General features: G+C 55.9%; 16 protein-coding genes. 5 read left to right on the top strand and 11 right to left on the bottom strand.

The genetic code is table 11. The features are described 5' to 3' along the window. Window positions 1–2: 2 nt before the first annotated feature. From ABX75_RS10345 to ABX75_RS10300, 10 genes are all read right to left on the bottom strand, one after another. Window positions 3–677, bottom strand: a complete 675-nt coding sequence (locus ABX75_RS10345; protein WP_003219572.1) for an NADH-quinone oxidoreductase subunit B family protein — start codon at window positions 675–677, stop codon at window positions 3–5. A gap of 10 nt (window positions 678–687) precedes the next feature. Beyond that, the gene (locus ABX75_RS10340; protein WP_015372409.1) at window positions 688–1,101 is read right to left on the bottom strand and encodes an NADH-quinone oxidoreductase subunit A; all 414 of its coding nucleotides are present in this window, start codon (window positions 1,099–1,101) and stop codon (window positions 688–690) included. Between the two features lie 632 nt (window positions 1,102–1,733). Further along, a complete protein-coding gene (gene aceA, locus ABX75_RS10335) occupies window positions 1,734–3,059 on the bottom strand; it encodes an isocitrate lyase (protein WP_003174717.1) in 1,326 nt (441 codons plus the stop codon). A gap of 511 nt (window positions 3,060–3,570) precedes the next feature. After that, a complete protein-coding gene (locus ABX75_RS10330; protein ID WP_047881876.1) occupies window positions 3,571–4,308 on the bottom strand; it encodes a secretin N-terminal domain-containing protein in 738 nt (245 codons plus the stop codon). 167 nt (window positions 4,309–4,475) lie between these two features. Then, complete coding sequence (locus ABX75_RS10325) at window positions 4,476–4,898, bottom strand: GNAT family N-acetyltransferase (protein ID WP_034098695.1); 423 nt, start codon at window positions 4,896–4,898, stop codon at window positions 4,476–4,478. Next, window positions 4,891–6,057, bottom strand: a complete 1,167-nt coding sequence (locus tag ABX75_RS10320) for a cupin domain-containing protein (RefSeq protein WP_034098693.1) — start codon at window positions 6,055–6,057, stop codon at window positions 4,891–4,893. The genes ABX75_RS10325 and ABX75_RS10320 overlap by 8 nt, the downstream gene beginning before the upstream one ends. An 83-nt stretch (window positions 6,058–6,140) precedes the next feature. Further along, window positions 6,141–7,511 (bottom strand): adenylosuccinate lyase, encoded by a 1,371-nt coding sequence (purB, locus tag ABX75_RS10315; RefSeq protein ID WP_034098692.1) that lies wholly within the window; start codon window positions 7,509–7,511, stop codon window positions 6,141–6,143. Window positions 7,512–7,636: 125 nt separating this feature from the next. Next, window positions 7,637–8,260 carry a high frequency lysogenization protein HflD gene (gene hflD / locus ABX75_RS10310; RefSeq protein WP_034098690.1) on the bottom strand — a complete coding sequence of 208 codons (624 nt, stop codon included), beginning with the start codon at window positions 8,258–8,260 and terminating at the stop codon, window positions 7,637–7,639. After that, entirely contained in the window at window positions 8,257–9,381 is a 1,125-nt protein-coding gene (gene mnmA, locus ABX75_RS10305; protein ID WP_047881875.1) for a tRNA 2-thiouridine(34) synthase MnmA, read from the bottom strand. Before mnmA ends, hflD begins: the two co-directional genes overlap by 4 nt. 59 nt (window positions 9,382–9,440) lie before the next feature. Beyond that, complete coding sequence (locus tag ABX75_RS10300; protein WP_034114183.1) at window positions 9,441–9,887, bottom strand: NUDIX hydrolase; 447 nt, start codon at window positions 9,885–9,887, stop codon at window positions 9,441–9,443. Between the two features lie 165 nt (window positions 9,888–10,052). On the opposite strand from ABX75_RS10300, the gene ABX75_RS10295 reads away from it, so the two are divergent. From ABX75_RS10295 to ABX75_RS10280, 5 genes are all read left to right on the top strand, one after another. Then, a complete protein-coding gene (locus ABX75_RS10295; RefSeq protein ID WP_047881874.1) occupies window positions 10,053–10,949 on the top strand; it encodes a DMT family transporter in 897 nt (298 codons plus the stop codon). A gap of 38 nt (window positions 10,950–10,987) precedes the next feature. After that, window positions 10,988–11,413 (top strand): cupin domain-containing protein, encoded by a 426-nt coding sequence (locus ABX75_RS29960; protein ID WP_082136143.1) that lies wholly within the window; start codon window positions 10,988–10,990, stop codon window positions 11,411–11,413. Continuing rightward, window positions 11,410–12,933, top strand: coding sequence for an acyl CoA:acetate/3-ketoacid CoA transferase (locus tag ABX75_RS10290; RefSeq protein WP_047881873.1), 1,524 nt, complete (start codon window positions 11,410–11,412; stop codon window positions 12,931–12,933). Before ABX75_RS29960 ends, ABX75_RS10290 begins: the two co-directional genes overlap by 4 nt. A 69-nt stretch (window positions 12,934–13,002) precedes the next feature. After that, entirely contained in the window at window positions 13,003–14,556 is a 1,554-nt protein-coding gene (locus ABX75_RS28370; RefSeq protein WP_082136141.1) for an FAD/NAD(P)-binding protein, read from the top strand. 137 nt (window positions 14,557–14,693) lie between these two features. Beyond that, window positions 14,694–15,572, top strand: coding sequence for a LysR family transcriptional regulator (locus ABX75_RS10280; RefSeq protein ID WP_047881871.1), 879 nt, complete (start codon window positions 14,694–14,696; stop codon window positions 15,570–15,572). 56 nt (window positions 15,573–15,628) lie between these two features. On the opposite strand, the gene ABX75_RS10275 is transcribed toward ABX75_RS10280, so the two are convergent. Continuing rightward, a complete protein-coding gene (locus tag ABX75_RS10275; RefSeq protein ID WP_047881870.1) occupies window positions 15,629–17,854 on the bottom strand; it encodes an NADP-dependent isocitrate dehydrogenase in 2,226 nt (741 codons plus the stop codon). Between the last annotated feature and the right edge of the window lie 125 nt (window positions 17,855–17,979).

Below are 17,979 nucleotides of genomic sequence, written 5' to 3'. Positions count from 1 at the left end.
GATCAGACTTCGTCGGGGCTGCGCAGGTTGGTGACCTGAATACGCTGTTCGCGGCGCTGTTCCTTTTGTGACGGCATCTCGGCGCGGTATACGCCTTGATCTCCGACAACCCAGGAAAGTGGGCGACGCTCCTTGCCAATCGATTCCTGCAACAGCATCAAGCCTTGCAGAAATGCTTCAGGACGGGGCGGGCAGCCAGGCACGTAGACGTCCACGGGCAGGAACTTGTCCACCCCCTGGACCACGGAGTAGATATCGTACATGCCACCGGAGTTGGCGCACGAACCCATGGAGATAACCCACTTCGGCTCGAGCATTTGCTCGTAGAGACGCTGAATGATCGGCGCCATCTTGATAAAGCAGGTACCGGCGATAACCATGAAATCCGCCTGGCGCGGCGAGGCCCGGATCACTTCGGCGCCGAAGCGCGCAATGTCGTGGGGCGCCGTGAATGCGGTGGTCATTTCCACGTAGCAGCACGAAAGGCCGAAGTTGTACGGCCACAGGGAGTTCTTACGTCCCCAGTTGACCGCGCCACTCAGCACGTCTTCGAGTTTGCCCATGTAGATGTTTTTGTGGACTTGATCTTCTAACGGATCGGAGACGGTTTCCCGTTCGCCGATGGGGTACTGCTCGTTAGGAGCATCCGGGTCGATCCTGGTGAGATTGTATTGCATCGCCAAAGCCTCATTGTTTCAGCTTCGCTTGCCGCTTGCGACGAGCTTCCGGAGCCCAGTCAAGGGCGCCCACTCGGAACAGGTAGACAAGACCTGCCAACAGAATTGCTATGAAAACGAGAGCTTCGACGAATCCGGTCCAGCCGCTTTCGCGGACGGACACAGACCAGGCAAAGAGAAAGAGGGCTTCGATATCGAAGATCACGAACAGCATCGCGACCAGATAGAATTTGGCTGAGAGCCGCAAGCGGGCGCCACCTGTAGGTAGCATGCCGGACTCGAACGGTTCGTTTTTGCTGCGGCCCCAGGCTTTTGACCCGAGGAGGCTGGAGACGCCGAGCATGAAGGCACAGAGGCCGACAACACCGAGGAGGAAAATGGCAAAGCCCCAATTGTGGGCTATGAGTCCTGTCGCTTCGGTCATGCTGGAAATCCTTAACAGAGAGCAAAGGTCTCTGAGCTCGAAAAAAGTAACGATGCAGTGACGATATGTCGCAGCGTAGTCAATCGCGGTGATTTTATGGCTAAACACCGGGCAAGTAAAATTCCGATGGCGAAATTATTCGATGGAATAAGGACATAGTGCACCTTTGTGGGGCTGCAGCCCTTGTGGCGTGGGCATTAGCGGGCATTTGATCAATTGTGTTTTGTTTAGGTTGTAACGAAGTTTCTATGTTCTAAATGATAATGAATATTGTTTGGGCGAGTTTTAAGCGGGTGGTCATGGTGTGGCGAGGGAAGTTGCCGTTACTTGCTCGGTTACCGCTAGTTGTTGGAGCGGAACTTTTAACCGATTTATCTGCAACGAATACCGCTCTGGATCAAGATTTTGTACAAAATCTTCAGGTTGCAAGGTTCCTCATGCGGGAGGGGGGGGGCCGATGGCTGAGTGTCAGGCTATAGCTTTCTTGCTGATCCCCCTCTATCGAGGGCAAGCCCGCTCTCTGATGAGGTGTGTGCGGGCAAAAAAACGCCCCGAACCAGTCGGGGCGTCAGATCGTGCGGCACTGCGGTTAGCTTTTTAAGAAGTCCGCCGTGGCCGTGTACTCACATCGATCAGTGAAACTGCTCTTCTTCGGTCGAACCGGTCAGCGCGGTCACGGACGAGGTGCCGCCCTGGATCACGGTGGTCATGTCGTCGAAGTAGCCGGTGCCCACTTCCTGCTGGTGAGCCACGAAGGTGTAACCCTTGGCGGCGTCAGCGAATTCCTGCTCTTGCAGCTTCACGTAAGCGGTCATGTCGTTGCGGGCGTAGTCGTGCGCCAGGTTGAACATGCTGTGCCACATGTTGTGGATGCCAGCCAGGGTGATGAACTGGTGTTTGTAGCCCATGGCGGACAGTTCGCGCTGGAACTTGGCGATGGTCGCGTCGTCCAGGTTCTTCTTCCAGTTGAAAGAAGGCGAGCAGTTGTAGGACAGCAGTTGGTCCGGGTATTCCTTCTTGATCGCTTCGGCGAAGCGACGGGCTTCGTCCAGGTCCGGCTTTGCAGTTTCGCACCAGATCAGGTCGGCGTACGGGGCATAGGCCAAGCCGCGGGCAATGGCTTGATCCAGACCTGCGCGCACTTTGTAGAAACCTTCCTGGGTACGCTCGCCCGTGACGAACGGCTGATCGTACGGATCGCAGTCCGAGGTCAGCAGGTCGGCAGCGTTGGCGTCGGTGCGGGCCAGGATGATGGTCGGCGTGCCGGCAACGTCAGCAGCCAGGCGCGCCGCGGTCAGTTTCTGTACCGCTTCTTGGGTCGGTACCAGTACCTTGCCGCCCATGTGGCCGCATTTCTTCACCGACGCCAGTTGGTCTTCGAAGTGCACGCCGGCAGCGCCGGCCTCGATCATGCTCTTCATCAGCTCGTAGGCGTTCAGTACGCCGCCGAAACCGGCTTCGGCGTCAGCCACGATCGGCGCGAAGTAGTCGATGTAGCCTTCGTCGCCTGGGTTCTTGCCGGCTTTCCACTGGATCTGGTCGGCGCGACGGAACGAGTTATTGATGCGCTTGACCACGGTCGGTACGGAGTCCACCGGGTACAGCGATTGGTCGGGGTACATGGATTCAGCGGAGTTGTTGTCCGCCGCCACTTGCCAGCCGGACAGGTAGATCGCCTGGATACCGGCTTTTACCTGCTGGACTGCCTGGCCGCCAGTGAGGGCGCCCATGCAGTTGACGAAATCTTTGTCGGGACGGAAGGATGGCTTGGCACCTTGAGTGACCAGGTTCCACAGCTTCTCGGCGCCGAGTTTTGCAAAGGTGTGCTCAGGTTGAACCGAGCCGCGCAGGCGGACGACGTCAGCAGCGGAGTAAGCGCGGGTCACGCCTTTCCAGCGTGGGTTCTCAGCCCAGTCTTTTTCAAGGGCTGCAATTTGCTGTTCGCGTGTCAGTGCCATGGGGAAAAACCTCGTCGCGTCTTTGTGGAAAATCTACTGGGTTGAACATTCCGTTGGCCAGCCACTGTAGTCAGTGCGTGGTCATGGCTGCTCGCTGATCAGAAGCGTAGGCGGTCAGGTCAGGTCAGGTTCGACGGGGTAGGCGACAGGATGAACGATGGCTCAAGGGGGAGTTGAGCAGGTAAGGGCAGACTGCGAACGGTCTTCGGGCGTCGTGGGCCTTTGTACGATCCATCAGTGTGTTGCCGGGTTACCTGGTTAGCTTCCGTCCCTCGGGACAACTTCGTTCCAGTCGCAACCTCGTCAAACACGCCTTGTGGGCGGTACAGACACGAATCGGCTCGGGTGGGTAGCTTGGAGCGACGATCCGAAGGCCCTTGCCAGGGCCCCTGATTAGCGGGAGCGAGGCCATCATGCCCAGGCTTTTTTCGATCGTCAAATGTTTTGTAGTGCTTTTTTTCAGGCACTACATCTTTAGTCTAATACGACTCGTCAGTCAGTTTTTGGTGCTTCAGTTCAGGGTGTCGACCTTGACCCGCAATGTCAGGTCATCGCGGCCCTGCGTAGAGTAGGTGCGGGTTGCGGAGGTTTTATCGGCCTGAGTCTGGCGATTGATGCCGGCCAGAGGAATCCACTCGCCCAGGCGGCCGCTGATGGTTGTGTCGGTGCTTTGCACGTTCACTACATCGGGACGTTCCTGGCTCATGCGGTCACGGTTGGTACTGATCGCCAGGTGTACGGTGTCGCCGGTGACGCTGGCGGTGACATAGAACCCTTGGGTGACGTTGCGATACTGGGTCTGGTTTTGCAGGCGCCCGTAGCTGTCTTGCGAGGTGGTGGTCAGCGGCACGCTCTGGCCGACCTGGATCAGTGCGGGCACGCCTTCACTGGCCTGGATCTGCTGAATGCCGCCGTCGCGGCTGACGGTGCCGTAGCTGATGATGCGGGTCTGGCTGTCGCCGGTGTCCTGCTGATTGTTTTCATTGGTGTCGACGGTGATCAGCAGGCGCTTGGCTGGCGTATCCAGTTGTGCCAGCAGGGCGCGTAATCCCTGCACTTTGTCGGGGGCAGCGTTGACGATCAGCTGGTTGCCATAGGCGCTGACCGTACCGTCCTTGCCGATAAAATTCTGCGCCACCGGCAATAGGTCGGCGCTGGTGCGGTTGCTCAGGTTGAGGACTTCGGTGTCGGCGCTGGCCGAGACGCTTACAGCCAGGAGGAGGGCGGTGAGCAGGGTGCGTAGGTGCATGTCCGTTATCTCTGCGAGTCAATTAGGCGTGATAGTGCCAGTTTGTCGGCCTGGGCGGTCGCTTATTGAATCGTAGACGGCAAAATGCCCCGCATGGCAGGGCATTGCTGGTGGTGCTGAAATAGCTATCGGGGGCTTGCCCCCAATAGCAGCGACGCGATCTCGAATCAGGCTCCGCGCACCATATCGACATGGGGAATCCCGACTTCCAGGAATTCATCGCTGACGATCTCGAAACCCAAGCGCTCATAGAACGGTGCGGCATACACCTGGGCGCTGAGGAATTGCTTGGTCTGGCCACGTTTTTCAGCCGCTTCGATCACCGCCTCCATCAGCTTGTCGCCCACCTTCAGACCGCGCCAGTCCTTGAGTACCGACACGCGGCCGATCTCGCCGCTGGGCAGTAGGCGCGCAGTACCAATCGGAAAGTCACCCTCGTACGCGAGGAAATGCATGGCATCTGCGTCGTCGGAGTCCCACTCCAGTTCAGGTGGGACCGATTGTTCAGCGATAAACACCGCTTCACGAATGCGCCGAATCTCAGCGATATCCTTATGCCAGTCCGCGACACTTACGTGAATCTTATTCATCGGCAAATCCCAGGCTTCCTTGCTTCACCAGTTCGCACAGCAGGGCGCGACCGTCTTCGTCCGCCAGCCACGGGCCGAGGTTCTCGGCGTGCAGGGCATCGGCGGAGCAAATCATTTTCAGCAGTTCGCGCAATTTACCCGGCAAGTAGCGACTCTGGCCGCTGGCGAACAGCAGCACGTCATCGTCCACTTCCGACCAGGCCATGCGCGCGCTCGGGTTGCGCACCAGAATCGCGCCGTCCTGCAGGCTGGCGACGAAATCTTCTTCGCCCAGCTCTTCGCCGGCTACCAATTCCGGATAGCGCGGCTCGGTCATGAATTGGCCGAACCAGGTCAGCAGCATGCGCTCGTCGCTCATATGCTCGGCCAGCAGGCTCTTGAGGCGATCGAGGGCGTCGCTCTGGATCTGGTGCGGGTCGCTGACCGGCTGGACGTCGGCGTCGGTGTAGCGCTCTTCGTCGGTCAGGTATTGAGCGAGGAAGTCGGTGAAGTGGGTCAGCACTTCGGCTGCGCTTGGGGCGCGGAAGCCGACGGAGTAGGTCATGCAATCGTCTTCGGCAATGCCGTAGTGGGCCAGGCGCGGTGGCAGGTAGAGCATGTCACCCGGTTCCAGTACCCATTCGGCGCTTTCTTCGAATTCAGCCAGGATGCGCAGGTCGGCGTGTTGCAGCAGCGGGCTCTCGGAGTTGCACATCTGGCCGATCTTCCAGTTGCGCTTGCCTTGGGCCTGCAGCAGGAACACATCGTAGTTATCGAAGTGCGGGCCGACGCTGCCGCCGGGCGCGGCAAAGCTGATCATCACATCGTCGATGCGCCAGCTTGGCAGGAAGCGGAACTGCTCTAGCAGTTCGGCCACTTCCGGTACGAACTGATCGACCGCTTGCACCAGCAGGGTCCATTCGCGCTCGGGCAGTGTGCTGAAGGCGTCTTCGGCAAACGGGCCGCGGCGCAGTTCCCATGGACGTTCGCCGTGCTCGATCACCAGGCGCGATTCGACTTCTTCTTCCAAGGCCAGGCCGGCCAGTTCGTCGGCGTCGATGGGGCTTTCGAAGTCAGGGATGGCCTGACGGATCAGCAACGGTTTTTTCTGCCAGTAGTCGCGCAGGAATTCCCGTGCCGTGATGCCGCCCAGAAGTTGAAGAGGGATATCAGGATTCATGTGTAACCTATTGAAAAAAAGCACTTTTCAGACTGGAATAAAAACGCCCGGCGCGGCCGGGCGTCTCAAGGGTCTTGCTTGGATCAGATGCGCTTGGCCTGGGCCACGGCATTACCGATGTAATTGGCCGGGGTGAGCAGTTTCAGCTCGGCCTTGGCAGCAGCTGGCATATCCAGGCCATCGATGAAAGTTTGCAGCGCTTCAGGGCTGATGCCCTTGCCACGCGTCAACTCTTTGAGCTTCTCGTAGGGGTTTTCGATGTTGTAGCGACGCATCACGGTCTGGATCGGCTCGGCCAGTACTTCCCAGCAAGCGTCCAGGTCAGCGGCGATTTTCTGCTCGTTGAGTTCCAGTTTGCTGATGCCTTTGAGGCTGGCTTCGTACGCGATCACGCTGTGGGCGAAGCCCACGCCGAGGTTACGCAGTACGGTGGAGTCGGTCAGGTCGCGCTGCCAGCGGGAGATCGGCAACTTGCTGGCCAGGTGCTGGAACAGGGCGTTGGCGATGCCGAGGTTGCCTTCGGAGTTTTCGAAGTCGATCGGGTTGACCTTGTGCGGCATGGTCGACGAACCGATTTCGCCGGCAATGGTGCGCTGCTTGAAGTAGCCCAGGGAGATGTAGCCCCAGATATCGCGATCGAAGTCGATCAGGATGGTGTTGAAGCGCGCAATGGCGTCGAACAGCTCGGCGATGTAGTCGTGCGGTTCGATCTGTGTGGTGTACGGGTTGAAGCCCAGGCCCAGCTCGTCTTCGATAAATGCACGGGCGTTGGCTTCCCAGTCGATCTCGGGGTAGGCCGACAGGTGGGCGTTGTAGTTGCCCACGGCGCCGTTGATCTTGCCCAGCAACGGCACGGCGGCCACTTGGGCGATCTGGCGCTCAAGGCGGTAGACCACGTTGGCCAGCTCTTTGCCCAGGGTGGTAGGCGAGGCCGGCTGGCCGTGGGTGCGCGACAGCATCGGCACGTCGGCGAAACGGATCGCCAGTTCGCGGATAGCGTTGGCGGTCTGGCGCATCAGCGGCAGCATCACGTCATCACGGCCTTCGCGCAGCATCAGGGCGTGGGACAGGTTGTTGATGTCCTCGCTGGTGCAGGCAAAGTGGATGAACTCGCTGACCTGGGCCAGTTCCGGCAGCTTGGCCGCTTGCTCTTTGAGCAGGTACTCGATGGCTTTTACGTCGTGGTTGGTGGTGCGTTCGATCTCTTTCACACGCTCGGCGTGCTCCAGGGAGAAATTTTCCGCCAGGGTGTTGAGCACGGCGTTGGCTTCGGCGGAAAACGCCGGCACTTCGCTGATGGCGGGGTGAGCGGCCAGGCGCTGGAGCCAGCGCACTTCAACCAGGACGCGGGCACGGATCAGGCCGTACTCGCTGAAAATTGGGCGCAGGGCCTGGGTTTTGCCGGCGTAGCGGCCGTCAACAGGGGAAACCGCAGTGAGCGAAGAGAGCTGCATGGGGTGTTCTCGGACAGTCGGGCAACGAAATGGGGCGCGTATCATACATGAAAAAATCCGCCGGTCCGTCGCCAACTGACCGGCGTATTACGCGTAACGGCTTGAAAACAGCCTGCTGCTGCGACTTATTCGTTGCGCATCAACGGGTAAAGCTCTTTAAGCAATTTGCGACGGCTGATGACCAACTGCCAACGATGACCGCCCAACTGGCGCCATAACCGCGCCGAACGAATACCGGCCAGCAACAGGGCGCGGATCTTCGACGCGTTGTTCGGTTGTTGCAGGTTGCGCATGTCGCCATGCACCTGGATGCGCTGGCGCAGGGTGCTCAAGGTGTCTTGGTACAGCGCACCACAGGCGGCGATCACGTTTTCGTGGGCCGGGCCGAAGTGCTCCACCTGGGACTGGATTTGTGGCAGACGCTTGCCGATGGTCTCCAGCATGTCCTCACGCTTGGCCAATTGGCGCTCCAGACCGAGCATCGACAGGGCGTACCGCAGTGGCTCGCGTTGTAAGGTGCTGGGGTCGCGTTCCAGGGCGCCGATCAGGGCGCGATAACCTTCGCGCAGCGCCAGGTCGTCGCCGCCGTAGACTTCCAGGGTGTCCTTGGGGTCGCGGATCAACAGGCTGCCGAGCATGCAGGTCAGGCCAGCCTCGCCGACCTGGCCGGTCTTGGCGATCTTGTCCACCAGCACGGCGGCCAGAAATACGCCGCCCAGTGCGGTCAATTGCTCCTGGATCGGGCTCATGCCGGGTTGCTCCAGGGTTCGGCGACTTCGATCACGCCACCGCCCAGGCAGATCTCGCCGTCATAGAACACCACGGACTGGCCAGGGGTGACAGCGCGTTGCGGGTCATCGAAGGTGGCGCGGTAGCCGTTGGCGGTTTTTTCCAGGGTGCAGGGCTGATCGCTCTGGCGATAGCGCACTTTGGCGGTCAGGCGGCGCGGGGTGCTGAGGTCGATCGGGTTGACCCAGTAGATCTCCGACGCCAACAGCGCGCCGGAGAACAGCAGTGGATGTTCATTGCCCTGGCCGACGATCAGCACGTTGTGCTCCAGGTCTTTAACCAGCACGTACCACGGCTCTTCACCGGCGTCTTTTAAGCCGCCGATCCCTAGGCCCTGGCGTTGACCGATGGTGTGATACATCAGGCCATGATGACGGCCAATGACTTCACCTTCGGTGGTCTTGATCTCGCCCGGTTGTGCTGGCAGGTATTGCTTGAGGAAGTCGCTGAAGCGGCGTTCGCCGATAAAGCAGATCCCGGTGGAATCCTTCTTCTTGGCGGTGGCTAGGCCGTGCTGCTCGGCAATCTTGCGCACTTCGGGCTTTTCCAGTTCGCCCACGGGGAACAAGGTCTTGGCGATCTGTTCGCCACCGACGGCATGCAGGAAGTAGCTCTGGTCTTTGTTCGGGTCCAGGCCCTTGAGCAGTTCGGTGCGCCCGTCGATATCGCGACGGCGCACATAGTGGCCTGTGGCAATCAGGTCGGCGCCGAGCATCATGGCGTAGTCGAGGAATGCCTTGAACTTGATTTCGCGGTTGCACAGGATGTCCGGGTTCGGCGTGCGACCGGCCTTGTATTCGGCCAGGAAATGCTCGAACACGTTGTCCCAGTACTCGGCGGCGAAGTTGGCGGTGTGCAGCTTGACACCGATCTTGTCGCAAACGGCCTGGGCATCCGCCAGGTCGTCCATGGCGGTGCAATATTCCGTTCCATCGTCTTCTTCCCAGTTCTTCATGAACAGGCCTTCCACCTCATAGCCCTGCTCCATGAGCAGAACGGCGGAAACGGAAGAATCCACGCCGCCGGACATGCCGACGATGACGCGCTTCTTTTGTGTGTCAGAAGGGGCTGGATCACGCATAGGGTTTCAACGGGTGTCTTGAAAAAGGACGCGATTCTAACAGGCTGCGGCCTCTAAGGCTAAAGAGAAGGGCGGATCAATTCGAGACTGTGGCAGTGGCCGGCCAGATAATCATCGATACAGCGAATGATCAGCTCGCTGCGCCAGTCCTCGCGCAGGTCCATCAGTTCGTCGCGAGTGAGCCAGCGGGCGCGCATGATGCCTTCGTCGAGCTGATAGTCGGGATGGTGTTTCAGGGCCTTGGCGATGAAGCACACACGCTGGTAGGTCACGCCGTTGCTCGGGGCGGTGTACAGGTAGATGCCGACTATGCCGGTGGCTTCGACGTCCCAGCCGGTCTCTTCGAGGGTTTCGCGTACGGCGGCTTCGGTCAGGGTTTCATGTGGATCGAGGTGGCCGGCAGGCTGATTGAGTACGGCGCGACCGCCCTTAAGTTCTTCGACCATCAGGAACTTGCCATTGTCTTCGACGATGGTGGCGACGGTGATGTGGGGTTGCCAGGTCATGAGATACCTCTTGGTTCTGAATGTAACGCAGCCTTGGAGCCGGATCGCAGCGATTGTGGGGTGGTGCATAAGCAATCTGCATGATGCACCTGACATTTTATGATTTTACCGACTTCAGCTGCTGGCGCAGTTTATCTCTCCAGAGTTATCAGTCTGGAGAGTGTCATGAACCCGATTGCCCACAAACGCTACGAAGTGCGCCTTACATCGCCCCTGCCCATTGCCTTCATTCTGCTTTGGAGTTCCGGCTACATCGGCGGTGCGTTCGGTGTGCGTTATGGCGAGCCCTTCACCATGACGTTCTATCGGTTTGCCTTGGCTGCCCTGGTGTTTCTGGGGGTGGCGCTTGCGATAAAGGCTGAATGGCCGAGGCGGCTTGCACCTTACCTTCATGCGGTAGTCGCGGGCGCGCTCTTGCAGGCTCTGCAATTCGGCGGTCTCTACACCGGAATAAGTCAGGGCGTCCCCGCCGGGCAAGCTGCGCTGATTGTCGGGTTGATGCCCATATTCGTCGTGATCGGCGCCCATTTTTGTTTGGGTGAGCAATTGAGCTGGCGCGACCTGCCAGGTTCGATTCTGGGTGTCGGAGGAGTGGTCATTGTTGTCGGCAACAGTTTTTCAGGCGCCGACGCGCCAGTCGGCGGCTACGGCGCGGTGGGATTGGCGCTGTTGGGCATCACCCTCGGTACTCTTTATCAGAAGCGCTTTCTCGGTGGGGTCAATCTGTGGGTGGGGTGCTTCATTCAAATGGTTACTGCGTCGCTGCTCATGTTGATGCTGGCTTGCGCCGCTGAAACCATGCAGGTGACGCAGTGGGTGCCTTTTATTGCCTCAGTGGCCTGGATTAGTTTGATGAATTCTGTAGGCGCACTGACGATATTGTATTTGATGATTCGGCGGGGAGAGGCGAGTAAAGCGACGAACTTATTTCATGTGATTCCGGCGGTTACGCAGATCATGGCGGCGTTAGTGTTGGGGGAGGTGCCGAGCGTAGTAGTGATTGTGGGGTTTATTGTTTCGGGGGGAGGAGTTTATTTGATGAATCATTCGCGAGCAAAATAAGCCTCAATTACTGAGTACTGCTTAGCAGGAGAATAACAATGAATAAGAACGAGATAAATAATAAAAATATATTGAGCGATAAAATTTGCCGGTCAGGAGGAGGGTTGTATATCGATGGAGTTGATTGTTTAAATTTTGAGCCTTATGAAGTTGATGGGCGAAAGGGCGTCTCAATATTTTACCTTTATGATGCGAGGCGCAATGGGGAAGGATCAGTGGCTGCTCTGGTCCGTTATGACGGTGGAGCTCTAACGCCCAGGCATATACATCTGGGCTGGGAGTTGGTGCTAGTGGTCGAGGGCGAACTTGTCGATGACAGAGGGCGACATACGATAGGTGCGCTCCAAGTGTACCCTCCTGGCTCTACCCACCAACTTTCGTCTCCTTCAGGATGCACGTTTCTAGTCGTCTGGGAGCAGCCGGTTCAGCCCGTGACGTGTCTGGATGCAGAGGCTGTAGCATGAAAGTTATTAGCGAGCGACGAGCGGCAGAGCTAATTGAAGATGGATGGACAGTTATCCCTGGGGGATTTGGTAGTTGTGGGCATCCTGATGGACTTACTCGAGCAATCGGCGATCGTTACAAGCAAGAGGGGCGGCCTCGTAAACTTAGTCTGCTCTTTGCCTCTGCCGCTGGAGATCTTGAAGAAAGGGGCTTAGACGTTTTGGCCCAGAGTGGGCTGGTGGATAAGGTAATTGGAGGGTTCTGGGGGCTTATTCCACGGCTGGGAAATATGGCGCGCCTAGGAGAGATAGAGGCCCATAATTGGCCGCAGGGGGTCATTAGTCAGCTTTTTCGCGCGATTGCGGCGAAAAAGCCTGGGGTGATTTCGAATATCGGCTTAAATACTTTCGTTGATCCTGATTATGAGGGAGGACGCTTAAATATGCGGGCGGCACGTACGCTCGTTCAGAAAATCTCTATCAATGATAAGTCAATGCTTTTTTACCCTGCTATTAAGGTCGACTGTGCGTTGTTAAGAGGGACATCTTGTGATCCCTTGGGCAATATTTCGATGGAGCGGGAAGTGTCTCATAGTGACGCTCTAGCGCAGGCAATGGCAGTTAAAAACTGTGGTGGAATAGTGATTGTGCAGGTTGAAAGTTTAGTAGGTTTGCATGATATCGAGCCGCATGATGTCAAAGTCCCCGGACTATTGGTAGATTACGTCACAGTTTCGCGCCCTGGTGAGCATCCTCAAACTTACGGTGCGGCACATGACTCAGCGTTTACACGTCCGGGAGTGCTCACCCCTGATACAAGGTCGATTTCGTGTGCAGAGAGAGTTATTGCCAGGAGAGCTTTGCAGGAAATTCAGCATGAAAATGCTCGAGTTATCAATCTCGGTATTGGTATACCGGTAGCTATTGCTCAGGTGGCTGAGGAGTTGGGCTGTGCGGAGTCGATGAGCTTTACTGTTGAGTCCGGCGTTATAGGTGGCAGGCCAGCAGCCGGGCTGTCATTTGGTGCTAGCTATCGCCCACTGAGTATCATTGAACAGGCGGCTTTGTTTGATTTCTATGAAGGTGGTGGAATTGATGTAGCGTGCTTAGGCTTTGCTGAAATGGATAGCTTTGGCAATGTTAATGTCTCGAAGTTTGGTCAGAAGTTACAAGGTGCAGGTGGGTTCATAAATATCTCTCAGTCCGCACGATGTATTATTTTTTGTGGCACTTTCACGGCGGTAGGGTTGGTCGTGAATGTAAGTAAGGGCCAAATCCGGATAGTTCGGGAAGGTCGTGTAAGTAAATTCGTTCGTCAGGTTTCACATTTAACTTTCAGTGGTGACTATTCTAAATCGTTAGGTCAGAGAGTTATATATGTAACGGAGCGAGCTGTTTTTGCGTTGAGAGATGGGGTTGTTTACCTGGAAGAGGTCGCTCCCGGTATAAGTGTTGAGCGCGATATTATGCCGTTCATAGAGGGTGGGTTTGTAGTTTCAAGCAGCTGTAAGCTTATGTCTGAGGATTTGTTTTTTTTGTAACTTCATAGTATTTAGGTTTTGAGTGGTTAGGTGTTCAGCGTTCGGAAGAAAATTATGTAGGAGGTTGTTATGTCAGGTGAGGTTGTTACGATAATCGGTGGAGGTGCCTCAAGCGTCTCTTTTATTTACGCGTTTTTAAAAGGGCTGGCGAGATATGGATGTCATTCGAATATGTCGATTTTTTTGGTGGATAAGCAATCTCAATGTGGTCGAGGACTTGCGTATTCCGAGGACTGCGGTACAAATATCTTAAACACACGAGCCGAATTCATTTCGCCTTTCCCAGACCAGTCTGGGCATTTCTACAGATGGTTATTGGCTAATCGAGAAATTTGGGAAGATGATTTTCCTGATATTGAGCTATGTCCGCATGCATTTCTACCCCGACCCTTATTTGGGCTATATCTTGCGCACATGCTTCAATGTCTCATTAAAAAAGCTGTAGAACTCGGTTGCCAGTTAATTGCAGTGCATGACGAAGTCGTTAATCTTAGTTTTTCGCATGATGGAAGGGTCGTAGTATCCACAAAGGGAAATCTATCTTTCCCTAGTGATCATGTAGTATTGAGTTGTGGTAATGCGCGCAGTCTGGAACACCGACACCTTGCTGGCGCTGAAGGTTTTTTCTCCAGCCCTTACCCTATCAAACGTCTATGCAGGCTGATTCAAAAGCAGGCGAGTGTCGCAATTGTCGGTTCAAGACTGAGTGCTATCGATGCGGTGATCGGACTTACTGCTAATGGCCATAAAGGGCCCATTACTATGCATTCGCGCACGGGAGCCTTGCCTAGTGTCAGGGGGACTCAGGGGCGTTATAAGCCGTCAATACTAACGCCGGAAACTGTTAGATCTTGTATTTCTCGAGCTGGGGTAGTGCGGCTTGAAGACGTACTTCGTTGGGCGATGCAGGAATTAGCCCTGGAGGGCAAGCCGATTGATGCTGATTGGTCGACAATGTGTTCACAAAGGCCGGCTTTGGAGTTTCTTGAGGCGGAAATAGCTGCTGCCCGTCACCCACGGTTTTGGCAGTCCGTTCTCTATTCCACGAATGCTGTGCTTGATCTAATTTGGCCTGCAATGCCAGATGAGGATAAGAAAAGATTCCTGGGTTATTCAAGTTGGTGGATGGCATACCGTGTTTCAATTCCGATTGAAAATGCTCTAAAAATCAAGTCTTTAGTCGAGTCTGGGCAGCTATCAATCATCAAGGGAGAGCTTCAGTCTATTGAATATAATGGGAGATTTACCTTGAAAGTAGCTAAGCAGTCGAAAAGATATTTCCGCGGTTATGACGCTGTTGTGGTTGCTACAGGTACCCCTCGCGATGTTACTAAGTTTGATAATCTTTTGGTGCAGAATATTATTCAGCAGGGAATTGGGTGTGTAGACCCATTCGGAGGGTTAAAGGTATCTGCTGAGTCGGGCGGATTGATAAATCAGTCAGGATGTGTGGATGACAGAATCACTGTTCTGGGAGAGCTAACGAGCGGTGCGTTCTTTTTTACTAGTGCTTTAGAGATTAATTCTCGCCATTCGACGCAACGTGCAGAGTATGTTTTGGCTAGATTGTCGCAAACCTCCAATGCGCATTTTTATTCGCTTAAAGCTCAATTGCTGGCATAAGATGACGGAAAAATCTCAAATTAAACATTTTTTGTATTTTTTACTCGTAAATTCAGTTTTTCCCTAGCCGAACAGCTAGTGGCGAGTGAGACGTTGATTTGCCAAAATTGGAATATTTATTTTGGTAGGTGTGCGTCATGAGAGTCAATCTTGATGTTCAGTCTTTGCGAAGCTTTATAAAAGTAAGCGAAACCAAAAGTTTTACGCGCGCAGCCGAAGCTTTAAGCCTCACTCAGCCTGCCATTAGCCAGCAGATCAAGCGATTAGAAGATTTGTTAGGTGTGGAGTTATTTGCAAGGGAAAATCGACAGGTGTTTTTGACGGTGGAAGGAGAGAAACTTTTCGGTTATGCCAAGGATATCGTTGTTTGTAACGATAAAATTGGTAGACTTTTTGAAGTGGTTGAGAAAAGAGAAATAATTGTAATGGGTATGCCAGAGCATTTTTGTGAGGGGGTGCTCCCCAAAATTATTTCCAGCATGGCTGCTCACTTTCCTGCTATACAGCTGGTGGTAAAGGTCGCTAGGTCTGGTTTGCTAAGAGAGGCGGTAAATGAGGGCAAGATCGACCTATGCCTCGTGATAGATGAATTAAAAGAAACACATGAGCATCCTTGGCATACGTTATCGGTAAGGTGGTTTGCTGGTGAAAGCGCTGACTTGATCGATAACGTGCATAACGTTCCTCTCGCTTTGTTCAAGCCGCCCTGCGGGTTTCGTAGTCTGGCGATTCGGAGTCTAGAGGGCTGCGCTATCAAATGGCATTGTGTTTATGAGTCGGAGGATTTGATGTCGCTGAGGTCTGCAGTTCAGGCGGGAATTGGTATTACATTGCTACCTTTTATTGCGCATGTATCGGGTTTAAAAAGTCTAGAAAATTTCTCAAGTTTGCCGAAGTTACCTCAATTTGGAGTGATACCTAAAGAGCGAGCGGGTTGGAATCCTGTGTATAGACGCGAGGTGCTTGAGTTGATTCGCTCAGTATGGATTTCAGAGTATGCCAATATTAAGCAATGACTTAGAAAACACAAACCCCGACACTTGGCCGGGGTTTGTGATGCTGCTTTACAACCTTACTTCAACTTGGCAATCGCCGCGTTGAACGTGTTGCTCGGGCGCATGGCCTTGCTGGTCAGCTCAGGGTTCGGTGCGTAGTAGCCGCCGATGTCCACTGGCTTGCCCTGTACGGCATTGAGCTCGGCGACGATGGTCGCCTCGTTCGCAGCCAGGGTTTTGGCCAGTTCGCCGAACTGTGCTTGCAATGCCGTGTCTTCGGTCTGAGCGGCCAGGGCATCGGCCCAGTACAGCGCCAGGTAGAAGTGGCTGCCGCGGTTGTCGATGTTGCCGACTTTGCGCGATGGCGACTTGTTGTTGTCCAGGAACTGACCGGTGGCCTGGTCCAGGGTCTTGGATAGTACCAGGGCCTTCGGGTTGTTGTAGGTGACGCCCAGGTGTTCGAGGGACGCGGCCAGGGCCAGGAATTCACCCAGGGAGTCCCAGCGCAGGAAGTTTTCTTCCAGCAATTGCTGTACGTGCTTCGGTGCAGAGCCGCCAGCGCCGGTTTCGAACAGGCCGCCGCCGTTCATCAGCGGCACGATGGACAGCATTTTGGCGCTGGTGCCCAGTTCCATGATTGGGAACAGGTCGGTCAGGTAGTCACGCAGGACGTTGCCGGTCACCGAGATGGTGTCCAGGCCCTTGCGTGTGCGTTCCAGGGTGAACTTCATCGCGTCGACCGGCGACATGATGCGGATGTCCAAACCTTCGGTGTTGTGGTCTTTCAGGTAGGCCTGAACTTTCTCGACCACCACGCCGTCGTGGGCGCGCTTAGGGTCCAGCCAGAAAATGGCCGGGGTGTTGCTGGCGCGGGCGCGGTTGACGGCGAGCTTGACCCAGTCTTGGATCGGCGCGTCTTTGGTCTGGCACATGCGGAAGATGTCGCCAGCTTCGACGCTCTGTTCCATCAGCAGGTTGCCCTTGCTGTCGGTGACGCGGACCACGCCGTCAGCCTTGATCTGGAACGTCTTGTCGTGGGAGCCGTACTCTTCGGCTTTCTTGGCCATCAGGCCAACGTTCGGAACGCTGCCCATGGTGGTTGGGTCGAACGCGCCATTGGCCTTGCAGTCTTCGATGACGGCTTGGTAGATGGTGGCGTAGCAACGATCCGGGATCACAGCCTTGGTGTCGTGCAGTTGGCCGTCGGTGCCCCACATTTTGCCGGAGTCACGGATCATGGCCGGCATCGAAGCGTCGACAATTACGTCGCTCGGCACGTGCAGGTTGGTGATGCCCTTGTCTGAGTTGACCATCGCCAGGGAAGGGCGAGCGGCGTAGACGGCCTGGATGTCGGCTTCGATCTGCGCTTGTTGGTCGGCCGGCAGGGTCTTGATGCGAGCGTACAGGTCGCCGATGCCGTTGTTCAGGTTGAAGCCGATCTGTTCCAGCACGGCGGCGTGCTTGGTCAGGGCGTCTTTATAGAACTCGGCAACGATCTGGCCGAACATGATCGGGTCGGAGACCTTCATCATGGTGGCTTTGAGGTGGACCGACAGCAATACGCCTTTTTGCTTGGCGTCTTCGATCTCGGCGGCGATGAACGAACGCAGGGCGTTCTTGCTCAGCACGGCGCTGTCGAGGATTTCGCCAGCCTGAACGGAAGTCTTTTCCTTCAGCACGGTGGCGGTGCCGTCTTTGGCGACCAGCTCGATCTTCACGGCGTCAGCGGCTTCGATTTGTACGGCTTTTTCGCTGCCGTAGAAGTCGCCGTTGCTCATGTGAGCGACGTGGGACTTGGAGTCTGCCGCCCAGGCGCCCATTTTGTGCGGGTGCTTGCGTGCGTAGTTCTTGACCGACAGCGGCGCGCGGCGGTCGGAGTTGCCTTCGCGCAGTACCGGGTTTACGGCGCTGCCTTTGACCTTGTCGTAACGGGCACGGGTTTCTTTTTCCGCGTCGGTGGTTACGGTTTCCGGGTAGTCCGGAAGGGCGTAGCCCTGGGCCTGCAATTCTTTGATCGCCGCCTGCAATTGAGGGGTCGAGGCGCTGATGTTAGGCAGTTTGATGATGTTGGCTTCAGGAGTTACGGCCAGGTCGCCCAGTTCGGCGAGGTGGTCCGGTACGGCCTTGTTACCCAGTTGCTCGGGGAAGCTTGCGAGGATGCGCCCGGCGAGGGAAATGTCGCGGGTTTCCACGGCAATATCAGCGGAAGCGGTGAAGGCCTCTACGATAGGCAGCAGTGAATAGGTGGCGAGGGCTGGAGCTTCGTCGGTGAAGGTGTAGATGATCTTCGAGCGGGTGGGCATATTCGGATTAACTCTCTTCTTTGCTGAAAGCGTGCGCAGAAACTCGAGATGCGCCGGGTGGAGCGCGTTCGTTCAAAGTCATCCATGAGCGAAATATCGAGGTTTCTTCGCGGTGATGTTGGGTT

Source organism: Pseudomonas sp. ARP3, assembly GCF_001029595.1.
Lineage (GTDB): Bacteria > Pseudomonadota > Gammaproteobacteria > Pseudomonadales > Pseudomonadaceae > Aquipseudomonas > Aquipseudomonas rhodesiae.
This window is presented reverse-complemented; position numbering and strand designations above follow the sequence as displayed.